At 62.9% G+C, this 19,108-nt stretch carries 17 protein-coding genes; 11 read left to right on the top strand and 6 right to left on the bottom strand.

Annotated features, from left to right (window positions below; genetic code table 11):
- The first annotated feature begins 52 nt into the window (after positions 1 to 52).
- The 6 genes from CAPSK01_RS02645 (at position 53) to ribD (ending at position 9,984) form a co-directional block, all read left to right on the top strand.
- A complete protein-coding gene (locus CAPSK01_RS02645; RefSeq protein WP_034922138.1) occupies positions 53 to 3,409 on the top strand; it encodes a transglutaminase family protein in 3,357 nt (1,118 codons plus the stop codon).
- 39 nt (positions 3,410 to 3,448) lie between these two features.
- Entirely contained in the window at positions 3,449 to 6,010 is a 2,562-nt protein-coding gene (locus tag CAPSK01_RS02640) for a circularly permuted type 2 ATP-grasp protein (RefSeq protein WP_034922135.1), read from the top strand.
- Between the two features lie 5 nt (positions 6,011 to 6,015).
- The gene (locus CAPSK01_RS02635; RefSeq protein WP_273702968.1) at positions 6,016 to 7,011 is read left to right on the top strand and encodes a transglutaminase family protein; all 996 of its coding nucleotides are present in this window, start codon (positions 6,016 to 6,018) and stop codon (positions 7,009 to 7,011) included.
- A gap of 128 nt (positions 7,012 to 7,139) precedes the next feature.
- A complete protein-coding gene (gene glyA, locus CAPSK01_RS02630) occupies positions 7,140 to 8,399 on the top strand; it encodes a serine hydroxymethyltransferase (protein WP_034922131.1) in 1,260 nt (419 codons plus the stop codon).
- The gene (nrdR, locus tag CAPSK01_RS02625; RefSeq protein ID WP_034922129.1) at positions 8,396 to 8,878 is read left to right on the top strand and encodes a transcriptional regulator NrdR; all 483 of its coding nucleotides are present in this window, start codon (positions 8,396 to 8,398) and stop codon (positions 8,876 to 8,878) included. The genes glyA and nrdR overlap by 4 nt, the downstream gene beginning before the upstream one ends.
- Positions 8,878 to 9,984 carry a bifunctional diaminohydroxyphosphoribosylaminopyrimidine deaminase/5-amino-6-(5-phosphoribosylamino)uracil reductase RibD gene (ribD, locus tag CAPSK01_RS02620; protein WP_034922125.1) on the top strand — a complete coding sequence of 369 codons (1,107 nt, stop codon included), beginning with the start codon at positions 8,878 to 8,880 and terminating at the stop codon, positions 9,982 to 9,984. Before nrdR ends, ribD begins: the two co-directional genes overlap by 1 nt.
- Here ribD and CAPSK01_RS02615 read toward each other — a convergent pair.
- From CAPSK01_RS02615 to CAPSK01_RS02600, 4 genes are read right to left on the bottom strand one after another with little or no spacing between them, the layout of a single operon-like run.
- Positions 9,977 to 10,729, bottom strand: a complete 753-nt coding sequence (locus tag CAPSK01_RS02615; RefSeq protein ID WP_034922122.1) for a HesA/MoeB/ThiF family protein — start codon at positions 10,727 to 10,729, stop codon at positions 9,977 to 9,979. The two genes, ribD and CAPSK01_RS02615, sit on opposite strands and share 8 nt — an antisense overlap.
- Before the next feature lie 10 nt (positions 10,730 to 10,739).
- Positions 10,740 to 11,165 carry a hypothetical protein gene (locus CAPSK01_RS02610; protein ID WP_034922118.1) on the bottom strand — a complete coding sequence of 142 codons (426 nt, stop codon included), beginning with the start codon at positions 11,163 to 11,165 and terminating at the stop codon, positions 10,740 to 10,742.
- Between the two features lie 23 nt (positions 11,166 to 11,188).
- Positions 11,189 to 12,601: a S41 family peptidase gene (locus CAPSK01_RS02605; RefSeq protein WP_034922115.1), complete on the bottom strand. Its 1,413-nt coding sequence runs from the start codon at positions 12,599 to 12,601 to the stop codon at positions 11,189 to 11,191.
- 22 nt (positions 12,602 to 12,623) lie between these two features.
- Positions 12,624 to 13,967 (bottom strand): peptidoglycan DD-metalloendopeptidase family protein, encoded by a 1,344-nt coding sequence (locus CAPSK01_RS02600; RefSeq protein ID WP_273702966.1) that lies wholly within the window; start codon positions 13,965 to 13,967, stop codon positions 12,624 to 12,626.
- 269 nt (positions 13,968 to 14,236) lie between these two features.
- On the opposite strand from CAPSK01_RS02600, the gene CAPSK01_RS02595 reads away from it, so the two are divergent.
- The 5 genes from CAPSK01_RS02595 to CAPSK01_RS02575 all read left to right on the top strand — a co-directional run bounded on the left by CAPSK01_RS02595 (position 14,237) and on the right by CAPSK01_RS02575 (position 16,308).
- The gene (locus tag CAPSK01_RS02595; protein WP_273702965.1) at positions 14,237 to 14,545 is read left to right on the top strand and encodes a metalloregulator ArsR/SmtB family transcription factor; all 309 of its coding nucleotides are present in this window, start codon (positions 14,237 to 14,239) and stop codon (positions 14,543 to 14,545) included.
- A 77-nt stretch (positions 14,546 to 14,622) separates the two neighbouring features.
- Positions 14,623 to 15,042 carry a rhodanese-like domain-containing protein gene (locus CAPSK01_RS02590; protein ID WP_034922152.1) on the top strand — a complete coding sequence of 140 codons (420 nt, stop codon included), beginning with the start codon at positions 14,623 to 14,625 and terminating at the stop codon, positions 15,040 to 15,042.
- Positions 15,039 to 15,314, top strand: coding sequence for a glutaredoxin 3 (gene grxC / locus CAPSK01_RS02585; protein ID WP_273702964.1), 276 nt, complete (start codon positions 15,039 to 15,041; stop codon positions 15,312 to 15,314). Before CAPSK01_RS02590 ends, grxC begins: the two co-directional genes overlap by 4 nt.
- A gap of 67 nt (positions 15,315 to 15,381) precedes the next feature.
- Complete coding sequence (gene secB, locus CAPSK01_RS02580; protein WP_034922104.1) at positions 15,382 to 15,864, top strand: protein-export chaperone SecB; 483 nt, start codon at positions 15,382 to 15,384, stop codon at positions 15,862 to 15,864.
- Positions 15,865 to 15,873: 9 nt separating this feature from the next.
- Positions 15,874 to 16,308: an SH3 domain-containing protein gene (locus CAPSK01_RS02575; RefSeq protein WP_034922101.1), complete on the top strand. Its 435-nt coding sequence runs from the start codon at positions 15,874 to 15,876 to the stop codon at positions 16,306 to 16,308.
- Between the two features lie 148 nt (positions 16,309 to 16,456).
- Here the strand turns inward: CAPSK01_RS02575 and CAPSK01_RS02570 are convergent, their stop codons facing one another.
- A complete protein-coding gene (locus CAPSK01_RS02570) occupies positions 16,457 to 17,920 on the bottom strand; it encodes a hypothetical protein (RefSeq protein ID WP_273702963.1) in 1,464 nt (487 codons plus the stop codon).
- A 10-nt stretch (positions 17,921 to 17,930) separates the two neighbouring features.
- Positions 17,931 to 18,911: a glycosyltransferase family 2 protein gene (locus CAPSK01_RS02565; protein ID WP_273702962.1), complete on the bottom strand. Its 981-nt coding sequence runs from the start codon at positions 18,909 to 18,911 to the stop codon at positions 17,931 to 17,933.
- Between the last annotated feature and the right edge of the window lie 197 nt (positions 18,912 to 19,108).

Raw genomic sequence — 19,108 nt, 5'->3', positions numbered from 1 at the left:
CCAGGCATCCTGCCCGTAATTAAAAAATTGACCTTTTGTCCCGGAGCTGACCGTGTCCATACATGTTGCCCTCAATCACCTTACACACTATCGCTACGACCGCCCGATCAGTTTGTCTCCGCAGGTCGTTCGGCTGCGCCCGGCACCGCATTCGCGCACCCCGATCCTCAGCTACTCGCTGAAGGTCCGTCCCGCACAGCATTTCATCAACTGGCAACAGGATCCGCAGGCGAATTACCTGGCGCGTCTGGTCTTCCCGGAGAAAACACGCGAGTTTTGCGTTGAAGTCGATCTGGTGGTCAACCTGTCGGTGATCAATCCGTTCGATTTCTTTCCTGAACCCTATGCGACGACCTTTCCTTTCCAATACGAAGCGTGGCAACAGGAAGAACTCGAACCCTATCTGCACCGTTTGCCGCTGACGCCGCTGCTGCGTAGTTTCCTGGAGACGGTTCCCTCAGAGCCGCGCGCCAGCGTCGATTTTCTGGTCGACCTGAACCGGCAGGTGCAGCGAGCGGTGGGCTACGTCATCCGTCTCGAGCCCGGTGTGCAGACGCCCGAGGAAACCCTCGAACTGGCGCGGGGCTCCTGCCGTGACTCCGCCTGGTTACTGGTGCAGGTGCTGCGCCATCTCGGCCTGGCGGCGCGCTTCGTTTCGGGTTACCTGATCCAGCTGGTGCCCGACGTTAAATCGCTGGACGGTCCGTCGGGAACCGACCATGACTTCACCGACCTGCACGCCTGGTGTGAGGTCTACCTGCCGGGCGCCGGCTGGATCGGCCTCGATCCAACCTCGGGCCTGTTCGCCGGCGAAGGGCACATTCCGCTGGCGTGCTCGCCGCAACCATCTTCGGCGGCGCCGATCACGGGCTTCACCGAGGCTTGTGAATGCGCGTTCGAGCACCACATGAAAATCGAGCGCGTCTGGGAAGCGCCCAGGGTCACCAAACCCTATGACGAAGCACAATGGTCGGCGATCGAGGCGCTGGGCCATCAGATCGACGCTGATCTGGTCAGTGCCGACGTGCGCCTGACGATGGGCGGCGAACCGACTTTCGTCTCGATTGACGACCACGACGGCGCCGAATGGAACATCGACGCGCTCGGACCGACCAAACGCCTGCGCGCCGCGGAAATCTTTCAGCGCCTGCGTGCACGGTACGCGCCGCAAGGCTTGCAGCATTTCGGGCAGGGCAAATGGTATCCCGGCGAACAGTTGCCGCGCTGGTCGCTGAACTGCTTCTGGCGGCGCGATGGCCAGCCGGTATGGAACGACCCGGCGCTGTATGCCGACGAAACCCGCGACTACGGCGCCGACGAGGTTCTTGCCGGACGCTTCCTGAACAAGCTCGCCGAGCTGCTGGCGCTCGACCCGAAGCATGTGTTCCCGGCTTGCGAAGATGTGTACTACTACCTCTGGCGCGAACATCGCCTGCCGATCAACGTCGACCCCTGCAATGCCCGCCTCGACGACCCGATTGAACGCGACCGCCTGGCGAGGGTTTTTCGTCAGGGACTCGACAAGGTGGTCGGCCATGTCCTGCCGGTCAAGCGCCGGCCGCAGGGTGGCTGGCAAAGCGGGCCGTGGTTCCTGCGCTCAGGTCGTTGCTATCTGGTGCCGGGCGATTCGCCGATCGGCTACCGCCTGCCGCTGGACTCGCAACCCTGGGTGGCCAAATCCGACTATCCGTACATTCATTCTCCCGATCCGACGCAAAGCTTTTCACCGCTCCCCGACCATGCCGAGATGCAGTCTCGCTATGCGGTCAGCGGCAGCGCGAGCTTGCGCGCCGAAGCCGCCGCGGTCACCGGCGAACACTTTTCCGAGCAGGCGCTCGACCGCGCCGCCAGGGATGCCGGCGCGCCGGGAACCCTGGCGCCGGCATTGGTCACGCGTACCTCCTTGTCGGCGCAAGCGCGCAATGGCGTGCTGTATATCTTCATGCCGCCGACCGAGACGCTCGATGACTACCTCGAACTGGTGACCGCCGTCGAGGCCACGGCCGCGGCACTGGCTACACCGGTCATCATCGAAGGTTACGAGCCACCTTCGGATCCACGCCTGACCAACTTCCGGGTGACGCCCGATCCCGGGGTGATCGAAGTCAACATTCAGCCGTCAGCAAGCTGGGATGAACTCGTCGAACGGACGACCCATCTCTATGAAGCCGCGCATCTGTCGCGTCTCTGTACCGAAAAGTTCATGCTCGACGGCCGCCACACTGGCACCGGCGGTGGCAACCACTTCGTCTTCGGTGGCGCCAGCGTACTCGACTCGCCCTTCCTGCGCCGCCCGGACCTGTTGCGCAGCCTGATCAGCTACTGGCACAACCACCCCTCGCTGTCGTATCTTTTCTCGGGCCTGTTCATCGGCCCGACCAGCCAGTCGCCGCGTGTCGACGAGGCGCGCAACGATTCGGTCTATGAACTGGAGATCGCCTTCAGCCAGCTCCCGCAGCCGGCGGCGGCAGGAACGGAGTGCATCGCCCCCTGGCTCATCGACCGCGTGCTGCGCAATCTGTTGATCGACTCGACGGGCAATACGCACCGCGCAGAGTTCTGCATCGACAAGCTGTACTCTCCCGATGGCCCCACCGGCCGCCTCGGCCTGCTGGAAATGCGCGCTTTCGAAATGCCCCCGCACGCGCGCATGTCGCTGGCCCAGCAACTGCTGCTGCGGGCGCTGATCGCCCGCTTCTGGCGTACACCCTACGCGCCGGAACGACTGGTGCGCTGGGGAACCGAACTGCATGACCGCTTCATGCTGCCGCACTTCGTGCAACAGGATTTCGAGGATGTGCTCAGCGAATTGCGCGGCGCCGGTTATGCGCTTGAGAGCGCGTGGTTTGCGCCGCATTTCGAGTTCCGTTTCCCGCTGCACGGCCGCATCACGGCGCAGGGCATCGAGCTGGAACTTCGGCATGCCCTCGAACCCTGGCATGTGATGGGCGAGCAGGGGGCAGTCGGCGCCACCGTGCGCTACGTCGACTCCTCGCTGGAACGGGTGCAGCTCAAGGCGAGCGGCATGGCCGGTGATCGTTATGTGATCAGCTGCAACGGCCGCGCCCTGCCGATGCGCTCGACCGGCAAGCCGGGCGAGTTTGTGGCCGGTGTGCGTTACCGGGCCTGGCATCCGCCATCGGCGCTGCATCCGACGATCGGTGTGCACGCGCCGCTGGTTTTCGACCTCGTCGATACCTGGATGAAGCGCTCGCTCGGGGGCTGCCAGTATCACGTCGAGCACCCCGGCGGACGCAATCCCGACCGCTACCCGGTCAACGCCAACGAAGCCGAAGGTCGCCGCCTGGCGCGCTTTACACCCTTTGGCCACACGCCAGGCCCAATCGATGTACCGCCTGCACCAGTCAATACCGGCTTCCCGTTTACGTTAGACTTGCGGCGATCCTGAAACTACCTGGCGCAGGAGCCAGCACTCCTGCGCTTTTTCATGCCGCAATCCCTGCTTTCGAGTTACCAGAAGAAAACCGACCGTTTCGACGAAATGCTCGCCGAAGACGGCAGCGTTCGCCCTGCGTGGCAACCGTTTCTTGCCTACCTCGATGCGGCAACACCCGAGCAGATGCGCCACCGGGTCGATTACGTGCGCCGGCGCATTCTCGAAAATGGCGTCACCTATAACGTCTATGCCGACCCGAAGGGTGCCGACCGGCCATGGGAACTCGATTCGCTGCCGTTGATCCTGTCACCCGGCGAGTGGCAGGAACTGGCCAGCGCCGTGACGCAGCGCGCGCGCCTGCTCAACGCCGTGCTCAAGGATCTGTATGGTCCGCAGGAGCTGCTCAAGGACGGTAGCCTGCCGCCGGCGCTGGTCTTTGGCCACAACAATTTTCTCTGGCCATGCCAGGGGGTCAGACCCGCGGGTGATACCTACCTGCACCTTTGCGCCGTTGACCTCGCACGTTCGCCCGACGGTCGCTGGTGGGTCATCGCGGATCGCACGCAGGCGCCCTCGGGTGCCGGTTATGCGCTTGAAAACCGGACCATCGTTGGCCGCGTCTTTCCCGAACAGTTCCGCGACCTGCATGTCCAGCATCTCGCCTCGTTCTTCCGCCAGATCCAGGACAGTCTTGCCTACTGGGCAGCACCTGCCAGCGAAGCGCCGTTGATCGTGCTCCTGACACCGGGACCCTACAACGAAACCTACTTCGAACACGCCTATCTGGCACGCTATCTCGGTTTTCCGCTGGTCGAGGGTCATGATCTGACGGTGCGCGGCGACAGCGTCTACCTCCGGACACTCAGCGGGTTGCGCCGCGTACATGCGATTCTGCGCCGACTCGACGATGACTACTGCGATCCGCTCGAACTGCGCGGCAATTCGGCACTCGGTGTGCCGGGGCTCCTGCAGGCCGTACGGGCTGGCAAGGTGCTGGTCGCCAATGCCCTCGGCAGCGGCCTGCTCGAATCCGCAGCGCTACCGGGATTTCTGCCCGGCGCCTGCGAAAAGCTGCTCGGTGAGCCGCTGGCCATGCCCTCGGTGGCCACCTGGTGGTGCGGTGAGCAGGCAGCACTCGAGTTCACCATCGAGCACCTCGACGAACTGGTGATCAAGGGCTCGTATCCCTCACAGCGTTTCGATCCGGTCTTTGGTAACGAACTGATCGGCCGCCCACGCGAAGAAATGATCGCCCGTCTGAAGACCCGACCTCAGGCCTATGTCGCTCAGGAACTGGTCAATTTCTCCGAGGCACCGACCTGGAGTACCCGCCATGACCGGCACCTGCTGCCGCGCGGCGTGGGTCTGCGCGTCTTTGTCGCGGCCACCCCGAGCGGCTACGTGGTCATGCCGGGGGGCCTGACGCGTGTCTCGGCGGTATCCAATGCGCGAGTCATCTCGATGCAGCGCGGCGGATCGAGCAAGGACACCTGGGTATTGACCGACCAGGCGGTCAATACCTTCAGCCTGCTCAAGCACCAGGTTGGCAAGGCCGACCTGGTGCGCGGCGGCCGCAACCTGTCGTCGCGAGTGGTCGAGAACCTGTACTGGTTCGGCCGTTACGCCGAACGGACCGACAAGACCTCGCGCCTCCTGCGCGTCGCGCTGTCACGCCTGATCGATACCGGCGCCGACATCCTGCCGGCCCTGACCTCGGCTTTCGACCTTTGCCGTGCCCTGCAGTTGTTGCCGCCCGTCAGCGAAGCCGAGACGAGCAGCGCGGCCAAGGTCGACACTCCGCCGCCCGAACTGTCCCTCGAAGAGCAACTGCTGGCCGCCGTTTGCAGCACCGAGTCGGGCGCGGGTCTGGCCGGCGACATTCGCCGCCTGCTGTGGGTGGCCACGCAGGTACGCGAGCGTTTCTCGCTCGACAACTGGCATGCGATCAATCGCCTGCAACAACAGTTGCAACGCTACGGCAAGACCGTGGCCGAGGTCGGCCAGCCCGAACTCAGCGAGGTACTGGCCTTCCTCGACCAGGTCCTGCTCGTTTCCTCCTCGCTGGCCGGTTTTGCGATGGACAACATGACCCGTGACGACGGCTGGCGTTTTCTGATCATCGGCAGGCGGATCGAAAGACTCGTTTTCCTCGCCAACGCCGTCGCGCAATTCCTGCTCCTGGACTCGACGCGTGCTGCCGGCAGCCTGGAATGGCTGCTCGAACTGACCGACAGCATCATCACCTACCGTTCGCGCTACATGATCCAGCCACAGGTTCTGCCGACCCTCGATCTGATCGTTTTCGATGAAGGCAACCCGCATTCAGTGGCCTTTCAACTGCAAATCCTCATCCGTTATCTCGACAACCTGACGCGCCTGCTCGGCGGTCCGCGTGATCGGGCCCTGCGCCAGGCTCTGGTGCACCTGCAGGGTTTCGACCTCGGGCGTTTCGAGGAGCAAAGCTTCAGCGAGTGTCGTGCCTGCGATCCCTGCCTCGCGCTGGCGGCGATCCTTGGCGAGGTTTCACTCGCCGCGGCCACGCTTTCGGACCACCTGGCCATGCGTTATTTCAGTCATGTCGGCGACGTCAGCCGGCCCACCCTCACCTCGTGATCGCCGTGAACCCGAACGCTGCCTGCTATCACATCGTTCACGAAACGATCTACCGCTACGACAGCCCGGTGTCGCTGTCGCGCCAGCTCCTGCATCTGACTCCCCGTGATTGTGCCTGGCAACGCTGCCTGGCACATCAGATCAGCGTGGCTCCTGAAGTGACCGCTGCGCGCGAGCGCCACGACTGCTTCGGCAATCCGGTGCGGGAGCTGGCGATCGAATTTCCGCACGATAACCTGAACGTCCGCGCCGAGAGCACCATCGAGGTATTTCCGCACTTGCCGGTTGACGCGCTGGCTGTCCTGATGGGCGGAGCGACCACGAATGCTGGCGAAGCCAGGCCGCCGCGCGCCTCGCCGGCGTGGGAAACGGTACGTGACGCACTGGCCTACGGTTCTCGTCCCGTCCTGCTCGACGCCAGCCGTTTCCAGTTCGAATCGCCCTATGTGCGCGTCAAGCGCGAGTTCGCCGCTTATGCCAGGCCCTGCTTCACTCCCGGCCGGCCGGTACTGGAAGCGGTGCAGGCGCTGATGAGCCGCATCTACAACGAGTTCGAGTTCGACCCCGAGGCAACGACCGTCGCCACCCCGGTGCTTGAGGTACTGGCCGAAAAGCGCGGCGTCTGTCAGGACTTCGCACACCTGATGCTGTCCTGCCTGCGTTCGCAGGGCCTCGCCGCGCGTTACGTCAGCGGCTACCTGCTCACCCATCCGCCACCAGGGAAGCCGCGCATGGTCGGCGCCGACGCTTCGCACGCCTGGGTTTCGGTGTATTGCCCGGGACTCGAAGGCGGGCGCTGGGTGGACTTCGATCCGACCAACAATCTGTTGCCCGACACGCAGCACATCACGCTCGCCTGGGGGCGCGATTTTGCCGATGTCTCCCCGCTGCGCGGCGTCATTCTCGGTGGAGACGCGCACGAACTCGATGTCGCCGTCACCGTCACCCCGGTCAGCGAAACCCGCGGTGAGGTGGCTGCCTTGAGTGCAAGCCGGCCATAGACCGGCATGCTCGGAGCAGATCGGCGTCGGCGTCGGCACAGTCAGGCCTCCCCGTGCTTCCCCGGCCAAATCCGGGAACCGCCACGCATGCTACAATTCAAGCCTTTTCAAGGCTTGAGAGGCGCATCATGTTTTCCGACAAAGACACCCTGGCGAAAGTGGATCCCGAGCTCTGGAGGGTCATCGAGAACGAAAATCAGCGTCAGGAAGAGCATATCGAGCTGATCGCTTCCGAAAACTATGTGAGCCGCGCGGTGATGGCCGCGCAGGGTTCGCAACTGACCAACAAGTATGCCGAGGGCTATCCCGGCAAGCGCTATTACGGCGGCTGCGAGCATGTCGACGTCGCCGAGCAACTGGCCATCGACCGCCTCAAGAAACTGTTTGCTGCCGAGGCCGCCAACGTTCAAGCCCATTCCGGGTCGCAGGCCAACCAGGCGGTGCTGATGGCTTTTGCCAAACCGGGCGACACGATCATGGGAATGAGTCTGGCCGAAGGGGGCCATCTCACACACGGCATGCCGCTCAACATGTCCGGCAAATGGTTCAAGGTCGTGGCCTATGGTCTCGACCGGAACGAAGCGATCGACTACGCGAAGATGGAAGCGCTGGCGCGCGAGCACAAGCCGCGCATCCTGATCGCCGGCGCGTCGGCGTACTCGCTGCGTATCGACTTCGAGCGTTTTGCCCATGTTGCCAAGGAAATCGGCGCGATCTTCATGGTCGACATGGCGCACTACGCGGGTCTGATCGCTGCCGGTTGTTATCCCAACCCGGTGCCCCACGCCGATGTCGTGACCTCGACGACGCACAAGACCCTGCGCGGCCCGCGCGGCGGCGTCATCCTGATGAAGGCCGAGCATGAAAAGGCGATCAATTCGGCGATCTTCCCCGGTCTGCAGGGCGGTCCCCTGATGCACGTGATCGCTGCCAAGGCCGTCGCCTTCAAGGAGGCCCTGACGCCCGCCTTCCGTCGTTACCAGGAGCAGGTGGTCGCCAACGCCCGCGTACTATCCAGGGTATTGGCAGATGAACGGGGGCTGCGCATCGTCTCGGGTCGAACCGAATCGCATGTGTTTTTGGTCGATCTGCGCGCCAAGAACATCACCGGCAAGGATGCCGAGGCGCTGCTCGGCGCCGCGCACATGACGGTCAACAAGAATGCCATCCCGAACGATCCGCAGAAACCCTTCGTGACCTCGGGTATCCGCCTCGGTTCGCCGGCGATGACCACGCGTGGTTTCACCGAGATCGAATCCGAGCAGGTTGCCCACCTGATCGCCGATGTGCTCGATGCGCCCAGCGACGCCGAGGTGCTGGCGCGCGTGCGCGCCGAGGTCTCGAATCTCTGCCGGAAATTTCCGGTCTATGGCGGCTCGGCGAGATGAAATGCCCGTTCTGCGGCGCTGACGAAACGGCCGTCGCCGACACCCGTATCAACGACGACGGCGATATCGTGCGGCGGCGGCGGCGCTGTCTGACCTGCGACAAGCGCTTCACGACTTATGAGCGGGCCGGTTTGCGCCTGCCGCAAGTCATCAAGAAGAACGGCTCGCGGGTCGATTTCGACCGCGAGAAGCTTGCCGCCAGTCTCTGGCTGGCGCTGCGCAAGCGACCGGTGAGCGTCGATGCTGTCGAGGCGGCAATCGCCCGCATCGAGGAAAAACTGCTGGCGCTGGGCGAGCGCGAACTGGCCTCGGAGAAGCTGGGTGAAATGGTCATGCGCGAGCTGAAGAAACTCGACAAGGTCGCCTACGTCCGCTTCGCTTCGGTGTATCGGAATTTCGAGGATGTAGACGAGTTCTCCAAGGTCATTCTCGAGGTTTCCCCCGACGTGCCGCATCCTGCGCAGCCACTCGGCCGTTGATGGCGCCGGCGTTCAGCGCGGCGGATCACCAATTCATGGCGCTGGCGCTTCGCCTTGCCGAGCGCGGCCTGTACACCACGACGCCCAATCCGCGCGTCGGTTGTGTCATCGTCAACGCCGGACAGATTGTCGGTGAAGGCTGGCATGTGCGAGCCGGGGCGGAACATGCCGAAGTTCACGCCTTGCAGGCCGCTGGCGAGAAAGCGCGCGGGGCGACCGCGTATGTCACCCTCGAACCCTGCAGTCACCATGGCCGAACGCCTCCCTGCACTGCAGCGCTGCTCACTGCCGGGGTGACCAGGGTGGTCGCTGCGATGCAGGACCCCAATCCGCTGGTCGCCGGGCAGGGTCTGGCCAGCCTGCGCGCGGCCGGACTGCTGGCCGAGTGTGGCTTGCTGGCTGACGAGGCGCACGAGATCAATATCGGTTTCGTCGCACGCATGACACGTTCCCGGCCATGGCTGCGGCTGAAGCTGGCGGCCAGCCTCGATGGCAGGACGGCGCTGCAGAATGGTGCCAGCCAGTGGCTGACCGGCCCGGCGGCACGGCAGGATGGTCATCGCTGGCGAGCGCGTGCCTGCGCGATCCTGACGGGTATCGGCACGATCCGTCACGACAATCCACAACTCAATGTGCGCGGAGTGGAAAACCTGGTCGGGGCATTGCGTCAGCCCTTGAAGGTGGTCGTGGACAGCCGCCTCGAACTGCCGCTCGACGCCAGAGTGCTCGACGATGGCACGGTTCTGGTCGCCGCCGCTGTCGATGCACCGGCCAGGACCGCTGCCCTGCGGCAGCGTGGTGCCGAAGTCGTTCTGCTGCCCGGTCCCGATGGACAGGTGGATCTGCCGGCCCTGCTCAACGAACTCGCCCGGCGTGGCATCAACGAAGTGCATGCTGAAGCCGGTTTCGGACTCAGTGGCTCGCTGCTGCGTACGGGTCTGGTCGATGAACTGCTGCTCTATCTCGCGCCCTGTCTGATCGGTGAGGTGGCACGCGGCATGTTCGACCTGCCCGCGCTCGAATCGCTGGCCGCCCGGCGCACACTCGCGATTCGTGACATCCGTTCGCTGGGTTCCGACCTGCGTCTGCTCGCCCGCTTCAGTTGAGCCCGGCGCATACCGGACACTCCGGGTCTCGTCCGAACCGGATGCTGCGCCATTCCATCGACAGACCATCGAGCAGCCAGAGACGGCCCAGCACCACCTCGCCACTGCCGACAATCAGTTTGAGGGCTTCGGCGGCCTGCATCGTGCCGATGATGCCGGTCAGCGGCGCGAATACTCCCATCGTCGCGCAGCGTTCCTCTTCGACCTCCTCGGCTTCGGGAAACAGGCAGTGGTAGCAGGGAGTGCGATCGCGACCGCTATCGAATACCGCAAGCTGTCCGGCGAAGCGGATCGCCGCGCCGGAAACCAGTGCCTTACGGTGCCTGACGCAGGCCCGGTTGACCTCGTGTCGCGTGGCAAAATTGTCGCAGCAATCGAGAACCACGTCCGCATTGGCGACCAGCTCCTGCAGCGCTGCACCGGCCAGGCGGGTGGTGATCGCCTCGACCACCACTTCGGGATTGACACCATGTAACGCGACCTGTCCGGAGAGGGCTTTCGGCTGACCGATCCGCTCCTGCGTATGGAGAATCTGGCGCTGCAGGTTGGTGAGGTCCACCGTATCGCCGTCGGCGAGGGTGATTCTCCCAATGCCGGCCGCCGCGAGGTAGAGCGCAGCCGGCGAACCCAGCCCCCCGGCACCGACGATCAGCACTTTCGCATCGAGTATCCGCTGCTGCCCTTCGACGCCGATCTCCTCAAGCAGGATATGCCGGCTGTAGCGCAGCAACTGTCCGTCGTCCATCGACCAGGCCTTACTTGTATTCGCGCCACTCCGGCGGGGTATCGTCGTGGTCGCCGTGCGGATGACGTTCCCAGGCGTGGGTATAGGCTTCCGACTGCGAGCGTTTGAGCAGCCGCTCGGGGGTTTCGAGGTTGTGCAGTTGCGTTTCCTCGACGTAGTAGATCAGTGCGCGCATCATCTTGCTCATCAGCGTGTTGTCGAGATGGTAGCCCTGATCTTCGAGTGTGCCTTCGAGTTCCTGCAGGCAGTGGCGGCGGAGATCGTAGGCGACGCCGAGTGCACGCTGCTGTTCACGCCGTTCAATTTCCAGGTCCTCCAGCCTGCCGAGAAAGTCGCTGGCTTCGGGTACCTGGCCTGGCGGGAATTTGGCAAACAGGATATTCCGCTGTTTACGGATCGCTGTCGCCTTGTGCGCTGTCGCTTCTGGTCGTTTCACTTTCTCCACTCCGCAAGACGGGTTCACCGCTGGCTCTGCATGATCTGCATCCCCTTGAGAAGATTCAGCGCCTGGTTCAACTGATAGTCCTTTTTCGAAGCAATTTCACGGCTCGGAAGCTCGGAGGACTCATCGGGCTCGTCTTTCGTCGCACCGCTTCTCGTCTTGATCGGTGTGGCCTTGACGGGCGGCTTGGCGGGCGTCTCCTTGATCGTCGGGGCGGGTTCCTTGTTGTTGTCGAGGTGATGATCGAGGTTGGCTTCCCGCAAACGCTCGGTCGAACTGCCGTTGGCATTCTCCTCGACGACGATGTCCGGCACGATGCCTTTGGCCTGGATTGAACGACCCGACGGGGTGAAGTAGCGAGCGGTCGTCAGCTTGATGGCAGTGTTCCCGGGCAATGGCAGGACGGTTTGCACGGAGCCTTTGCCGAAGGTCGTGGTGCCGAGGATGATCGCACGTTTGTGGTCCTGCAGCGCACCGGCGACGATTTCGGAAGCCGAAGCAGAGCCACCATTGACCAGCACCACCATCGGCACTTTGCGCGCCTCGGGCGGCAGTGCCTTCAGGTAATCTTCGCGGCTGCCGCGCAGATAGTCTGCTGGCGAGGCGGAAAAGCGGTGCTTGGCATCGGGGGTGCGTCCATCGGTCGAGGTGACCAGGATATCCGGAGGCAGGAAGGCCGCCGAGACGCCGACCGCGCTGTTGAGCAGGCCGCCGGGATCATTGCGCAGATCGAGTACCAGGCCCTTGAGCGAACCAGGCTTGAATAGATCGCCCAGATGCTTGACCACTGCAGCGCCGGTATTCTCCTGAAAAGAAGTGACGCGCAGATAACCATAGCCCCCCTCGAGGAGTTTCGACTTGACGCTCTGTACCTTGATCACTTCACGCACCAGCGTGATGTCCAGCGGTTTGGCTTCACCCTTGCGGATGATCGACAGCCTGATCTGGGATTTCGGTTTGCCGCGCATGCGCTTGACTGCTTCGCTCAGGGTCAGGCCCTTGACCAGGGTGTCGTCGATCTTGAAAATCAGGTCGCCGGGTTTCACCCCGGCGCGATAGGCAGGGGTGTCCTCGATCGGCGAAATCACCTTGACCAGACCGTCTTCCATGCCCACTTCGATGCCGATGCCGCCGAACTCGCCTTGTGTGCCGACCTGCAGATCCTTGAAGGCGTCGGCGTCCAGATAACTCGAGTGCGGATCGAGGTTGGAGAGCATGCCGCTGATGGCATGCGTAATCAGTTTCTTGTCGTCCACCGGCTCGACATAGCCGGTCTTGATGGCATTGAATACCTCGGCAAACGTACGCAGTTCCTCAACAGGCAGACTGGCGCGCATCTCCTTGTCGGCAATCGCCGAAAACTGCAGGCTGATCAGAACGCCACCCACGACCCCGGCACAAACCAGCCCGGCCTGTTTCAACTTACCCATTTGTCTCACTCCAGTCTGCACCTCATTTCGGGCTAACCCAAACCAGCGGATTGAGCGGTTTCCCTTGGTGACGAAGCTCAAAGTATAAACCGGATTCAGGATTCCCACCGCTGTTGCCCACTGTGGCGATCGCTTCGTCGCTCTGCACCTCGTCGCCGACCTGTTTGCGCAGCGAATCGTTGTTGGCATAGATCGACAGATAACCGCCGCCATGGTCAATGATCAGCAAATTGCCGAAGCCGCGCATCCACTCGGCAAAAACCACCCGCCCGGCCGCGATGCTCCGGACCTCACTGCCGGCGCTGGCCAGGATGAACAGACCTTTCCAGGTGCTGCCCTCCTGTCGCGGAGCGCCAAATCGATTGCTGATCGAGCCGCGCGTCGGCAGTCGCAGTTGCCCTTTCATGCTGGCCAGCCTGTCGGCGACCAGCGGTGGATTCTCGGCGCGGACCGCCGGCGCCGCTGCGCCGCCTGCCGGATCTTCCTCGGCGGGCGGCCCGGCACGCGCAGACCCCTCCGGGTCGGCGGGCGGTGTTCGCAACAGCTTCTCCTGGGGCGCCCCCTGCCGCGGCGGCTCGCGCCGATGCGCTGCCCGTAGTGCCTCCCGGCGAGCCTCCCGCGCTTCGGCGGCCCTGGCGGCGATGATTTTCGACAGTCGGTCAACGAGTTCCGTCAGGCGCTTTTCGTCGCGTTGCAGATTGCCGATCTCGCGTCGCTGTCCCGCGATCTGCGTCGATATCTTGTCCAGCATCGCCTGGCGCTGCTGGCGCTGGGCGAGCAGTCTGGCATGTTCTTCCTTCTGCCGGGCCTCGATGGCGGATAATAGCGCGGTCTGTTGGCGGGTCTCGGAAACGATCGCCTGCTTGCGCTGCAGGGTAGCCTCGACCTCGCGCAGAATCTGTCCGCGCGCCCGGCCGATGGCCTCGAGATAGTGGAAATCGCGAGCCAGCTGGTTGGGGTCGTCACCGTTGAGAAACAGTCGCAATGGGTCCGGGGTGCCGCGCAGGTACTGCCGGTAGAGCAGCTTTTCCAGTTGCGTCTGCTGTATGCTCAGCGTCCTTTCGAGTTCGCGCGCCTGGCTACCGAGATCCTGCAACCTGGCCTGCAGCTTGTCGATCTGTGTCGTCAGCCCGTGCAGTTCGCGCTGGGTGGACGAGATGGCCTGCTCGACATCCTGCAACTGATCGATGGCCTCTCGGCGCGAACCTTCGGCGCTGGCCATTTCCTTGCGCAGCGCATCGATCTGGGAACGCAGCGATTTCAGGTCGTCCTGACGTTCGGCGACCTCGCTCAGCGACGCCGCGGCCGTCTCCCGGACGTTCTGGCTGCTGCGGGCGGTCCCGCCGAACGCCAGCAGTGCAGACATGATCAGCAGTGCGACAGGCCAGCAGCGCCAGGGATGCATTGCGGTCCGCCCGGCATCGGCCGCGACGGCGGTCGATCCTGTTCGACCGTGAGCGGTGGTGCATGAGGGAAAAGAATGCTTTCTCGTCAATGAGCGGCACATCCCTTGCTGAAACCCGGGTCGGTTTGCAAAAACCTTCCGCTGCCCAGGATTGGCGGTGTTCTCCTGCAGTCAGGGTTTTGCTCTATAATGGCCGATTATATGATAATTGAAGAGTCGGTCATATCGTCGTGCCTATCCGGACCAGTATCATCGACAAGCAGGAACATATCGAGCAGGCGGCACGTGCGCTGAAGTCGATATCGCATCCATTGCGCCTCAAGATACTGTGCGTGATTGGCGATCAGGATGTTTGTGTGCAAGAGATCGTCGAAACGGTAGGCACTTCGCAAAGCAACATTTCCCAGCACCTTGCAATCCTTCGCGAAAAGGGCGTTCTGCTCGCGCGCAAGGACGCCAATCGGGTTTACTATCGTGTCGGTGACGCCCGCACGCTGCAGTTGATTGGCATGATGCGCGAGGTTTTTTGCGGAGATTGAGGCAAAAGTCGCATCAGCGACGCACGCCCATGCTTGTCCTGCCGCCTTTTTGGACCTGTCAGTTTCTGGAGTTTCAGTTGGAATTCATTCAACAAAACATTTTGCTGGTGGCCGTTGCCGTGGTCAGTGGCGCGATGCTGCTGGCGCTTTCGGTGCGCCGTCCTGGGGGTGCCCACTCGCTCACGCCGACGCAGGCGACCCTGCTGATCAACCGCGAAAATGCGCAGCTGATCGACATTCGCGAGCCCAATGAGTACGTTTCCGGGCACCTCTGCGACTCGCGCAACATTCCCTCGGAATCACTCGCGGAACGTGCCGGCGAGCTGGCGCAGTTCAAGGACACGCCGCTGATCCTGGTCTGCCAGTCCGGCGCCCGTGCTTCCTCTGCCTGCTCGACACTGGCCAAGCTCGGTTTCTCCAAGGTGCACTCGCTCGAAGGCGGTACGGTGGCGTGGGTCGAGGCCGGTCTGCCGCTCAAGAAAGGAACTCGCAAATGACCGCCATGCCGCGTGTGCTGATGTACTCGACAGCCGTTTGTCCCTACTGCATTCGCGCCGAACAACTGTTGCGTGCCCGTGGCGTCGTGGACATCGAGAAAGTGCGTATCGATCTCGATCCCGAGCGCCGTGCCGAAATGCTGGAAAGGACGGCCAGGCGCACCGTTCCACAGATTTACATCGGCGATACGCATGTCGGAGGTTCCGACGAACTCGTTGCACTCGACCGTGCGGGCAAATTGATGCCCCTGCTTGCGGTTGAAGGCATCTGACACCCGCATCTGACACCCATTTCCCGAGCTTTACCCACCCATCTACAACAAAGGTTAGAGAATTACCATGAGCGAACAGGAAACCCCCGCGCAAGACAACCCGGTCTTTGCGATCGAAAAGCTCTACATCAAGGATTTGTCGGTTGAAGTACCCAATGCGCCACAGATTTTTCTCGAGCGCGAAGCTCCCAAGGTCAGCATCCAGTTGCAGACCAATGCCCAGGGTATCGGCGAGGGCGTCTTCGAAGTGACCTTGACGACCACCGTGACCTCCAAGATCGAAGAGAAGACGGTGTTTCTGGTCGAGGTGGGTCAGGCCGGCATCTTCCGCATCCAGAACGTTCCCGACGAGAACATGGAACCCCTGCTGTCGATTGCCTGCCCCAACATTCTCTTCCCCTACGCTCGCGAAGTCGTTTCCGATGCCGTGATCCGCGCCGGTTTCCCGCCGGTCCTGTTGCAGCCGGTCAATTTCGAGGCTCTGTACATGTCTCGTTTGCAGCAACAGGAAGCGGCGAAGGATGCAGCGAGCGCGGCCACGATCCAGTAAGGCGCGTCGATGAAGCGGCTGCTGGGCTTGCTGCTGGGCGCAGGACTTGCCGTGCCGGCGCTGGCAATTGAATATCGCACCGTCAACATTGCGACGGTGCTCTACGATGCGCCATCGCTCAGAGGCAGCAAGCTTTTCGTGATCAGACGAGGCACGCCGGTCGAGTTGGTGGTCAACCTCGAGGGATGGTCGAAGGTACGCGATGCCGACGGCGGGTTGGCGTGGATCGAGGCGGCGGCGCTCGTCAAGCGGCGTTCGGTCATCGTCACGGTTGCGCGCGCCCAGGTCCGGCAAAACGCCGACGAGGCCGCAGCCCTCGTCTTCGAAGCGGAAAAGAACGTTTCTCTCGAGTATCTCGAAACTTCTCCCGGCGGCTGGGTCAAGGTGCGCCATCGCGAGGGACAGACAGGCTTTGTCCGCATCAACCAGATCTGGGGTTTCTGAAGCGCCGCCCGCATTGTCGTAGGACAAGTTGCGGAGCCCGCGCACCCGGCGTCACCTTCAGTACCCGACGCTGCAGGAGGAAGCGCACAGCGAACGCCGAGTATTGGCGGGCGGCGTATGCTGCACGCGGTCGTCCGCCGGACCGCCCTCAATCGCCGATCACCAGGACGGTATCGCCCTTGCGATTCGAGAACCGGCTCAGCACCTGCTTGTGTTGCTGCGCCATCCAGCGTTGCAGCGCGGCGTCTCCAGGCTTGTCGATGAGGACGAAATAGCGGAAGTTCGGTGCCTGCTCGGCACTCATCGCCTGTTCGCGATCGAACGGCATGTAGGGATAGCCCCGGCCCGCGTAATAGGCCAGTCGTGAGTCCTCATAGAATATCGCGTCGGCAGGATGGGTGTGTTGCGATAACCAGGCGCCAGCTTCGAGGTAATGCGTTTTCTTCGGGGCAAACGAGACGACGTTCTGCAGCATCACCAACAGGGACACGGTCACGAGGATTTTCGCAAGGCGTGGGAAATCCCTGGCAAAAGACATCACGAACACGGTCAGCAACGGAACGGCCAGCAGATTCAGGAAGCTGACGTAACGCGAGTTGATGAATCGCTCCTGTACGAAGAAAATCAGCAACAGGCCAAAATAAATGAGCCAGGCCCAGGCCATCGGCCTGAGCTTGTGCCAGAACTCAGCGACGCCACGCCAGCCGGGACGATACAGCAGGGTCAGGGCGAAAGGCCCGCAGAGCGCGACAAACTTGCTGATCAAAGTCAGCAACAAACCGAAGAAGACGATGCGCCGGGCATCATCTGCAGAGTACTTCGCCAGCGCCACTTCGGCAAACCTGCTGGCCATCAGATCGAAGCGCGCCAGGAAATTCTGCGGACTCACCAGAGACAGGACGTAGTCGACACGTTCCTGCGCAAGCGCATGCCCGGAAAGCAGCCAGACCACCGCGACCAGCAGTCCGGCCAGCGGCAGGAGACTGATCTGCAGCAGCCGTATCCAGGCCTGGCGTGTTTTCAGATCGGCCAGCAGGCAAAGCGCCAGCGCCGGATAAAGGAGAACCGCCTCGATGCGAAACAGCACCGCGGCGACGATGGCCAGTTGCAGCAGCAGCGCGCGCAGCCAGCCGGCACGTTCCAGCCAGCGCAGCGCCAGCCACAGCGCCAGGGTACAGAAAAACCAGAATCCGAACTCCCGGATGATGTCGTAGCGCAAGTGGTTGAAGGCAGGAATCGACAACACCACCAGGCAAGCCCAATAGCCGCTGCCGATCACGAAGCGTTGCGTGATCGCCACCAGCAGGGCGCAGGTTCCCGCCATCAGGAAAGCACACCACAGGTAGGCCGCGAGTTCCAGCGAAATGCCCAGGAGCCGCTGCGTCGCCGCCAGCAACAGTGAAAACCAGGGCCAGCTGAACAGCTCGAAGGCCACTCGCGGGCCCTGCTCGACAATCTGCTGGCTGACGTACAGGTAACGCGCAGCATCCTTGGCAAGGGTCACCGTGCCGGCAACAGCAAGCAGCGAAAGCAGCAAGCTGCCGAGAAACGCGAGCCGCGCTGGCGAAACCCGCGGCAGCGCGGTCACCCCATCAGCTCTCAATAACCACATCCAGGCCTCCTCACAGCCCTGCCAGCAAGCGAAGGGCCTTGCGCAGGTGGCGCCCCCGCAAGGCCTGCCAGGGACTCAGGCGAAAGGCATCACGATAATAGTGCCTGGCCGTCGAGCGCTCGCCAGCCAGCAGGGCGGTACGAAACAGGGACAGATAGCGCTGCGCCTGGTAGCGTCGGCGCAGCGATTGACATTCGGGAGGCAGCCCGGCAAAGACTTCGGAGACCATTGCACGCGCGCGCGCTTCTTCCCCATCGCGCTGGTGGCGCAGGCTGTCCGGATGTTTGTGGATGCGCGCCAGCGGTTCACAGGTGACGACGACCGGGGCGCTGACCAGGAGATGCGCAAAAACCGCCACGTCTTCACCGCCGCGCAGGTTTTCCGGGTAGGGTCTTTGCAGGAGCAGATCGCGGCGAAACAGCGAACAGCCATGCGAAATCGACACGCGCTTTTCGAGCAGGTAGCGTTTGGCCAGTTCACATGCGGAAGCAGGCGGCACCGGCTTCGGCAGGCGCAGGCGCTGGCGACCGTCCGGGTAAACCGAAACCTGCGCACCGAGCAGCATGCCCGCCGCCGGATGCTCTGCCAGCAGCGTGCGCAGACACGCCAGCGCACCCGGCAGCAACTCGTCGTCCGCGTCGAGCAGCAGCGCATAACGACCGCGTGCCGCACGAATCCCGTGATTGCGTGCCGCTGCGGCACCGGCATTGACCTGCGCGAGGAGCTGCAACCGCGGGTAGCGCGCGGCATGGCTTGCCAGAACCTCGGGGGTGGCATCGGTCGAGCCGTCATCGACGACGATCAGTTCGACATCGTCAGCCATCTGCACGAACACCGAAGCGAGCGCTCGCGGCAGCAGATGCGCGTAGTTATAGGTCGGAATGATGACGCTGATCAGCGTTTCACCGGCCTGGGTCGGGGGATTGGCCTCCTGTTCGGGCTGCAGGCGTCTGTCCTCTTCGACACGACCGGATGGATTTGTTGCAGGCAAGATCTGCCACCTCACTGATGGGGGAGCCTGCCGAACAGGGTCGGTGGCGACCCCGGCATTTTCCGCGATCTGCGCCGGGATGCAAGCCCGCGCGCGCACAGGGGGTGATTCAGATTGAAATACTGTCCCCGTAGTTGCAGAAAAAATCACCGGCCGGGTCACGCGTCCCGCGTGACCCGGCTTGCCTCAGGCAGTCG

The sequence above is a fragment of the Candidatus Accumulibacter vicinus genome (assembly GCF_000584955.1).
Taxonomy (GTDB): domain Bacteria; phylum Pseudomonadota; class Gammaproteobacteria; order Burkholderiales; family Rhodocyclaceae; genus Accumulibacter; species Accumulibacter vicinus.
Note: the sequence above shows the minus strand (reverse complement) of the source record. Positions and strands in the feature narration are given on the sequence as shown.

Excerpts from the sequence above, each read along its gene's own strand:
- CAPSK01_RS02640 (WP_034922135.1), top strand. The coding sequence starts at position 3,449 with ATGCCGCAATCCCTGCTTTCGAGTTACCAGAAGAAAACCGACCGTTTC.
- glyA (WP_034922131.1), top strand. The coding sequence starts at position 7,140 with ATGTTTTCCGACAAAGACACCCTGGCGAAAGTGGATCCCGAGCTCTGG.
- nrdR (WP_034922129.1), top strand. The coding sequence starts at position 8,396 with ATGAAATGCCCGTTCTGCGGCGCTGACGAAACGGCCGTCGCCGACACC.
- ribD (WP_034922125.1), top strand. The coding sequence starts at position 8,878 with ATGGCGCCGGCGTTCAGCGCGGCGGATCACCAATTCATGGCGCTGGCG.
- CAPSK01_RS02615 (WP_034922122.1), bottom strand. The coding sequence starts at position 10,729 with ATGGACGACGGACAGTTGCTGCGCTACAGCCGGCATATCCTGCTTGAG.
- CAPSK01_RS02605 (WP_034922115.1), bottom strand. The coding sequence starts at position 12,601 with ATGGGTAAGTTGAAACAGGCCGGGCTGGTTTGTGCCGGGGTCGTGGGT.
- CAPSK01_RS02600 (WP_273702966.1), bottom strand. The coding sequence starts at position 13,967 with ATGTCTGCACTGCTGGCGTTCGGCGGGACCGCCCGCAGCAGCCAGAAC.
- grxC (WP_273702964.1), top strand. The coding sequence starts at position 15,039 with ATGACCGCCATGCCGCGTGTGCTGATGTACTCGACAGCCGTTTGTCCC.
- secB (WP_034922104.1), top strand. The coding sequence starts at position 15,382 with ATGAGCGAACAGGAAACCCCCGCGCAAGACAACCCGGTCTTTGCGATC.
- CAPSK01_RS02575 (WP_034922101.1), top strand. The coding sequence starts at position 15,874 with ATGAAGCGGCTGCTGGGCTTGCTGCTGGGCGCAGGACTTGCCGTGCCG.
- CAPSK01_RS02570 (WP_273702963.1), bottom strand. The coding sequence starts at position 17,920 with ATGTGGTTATTGAGAGCTGATGGGGTGACCGCGCTGCCGCGGGTTTCG.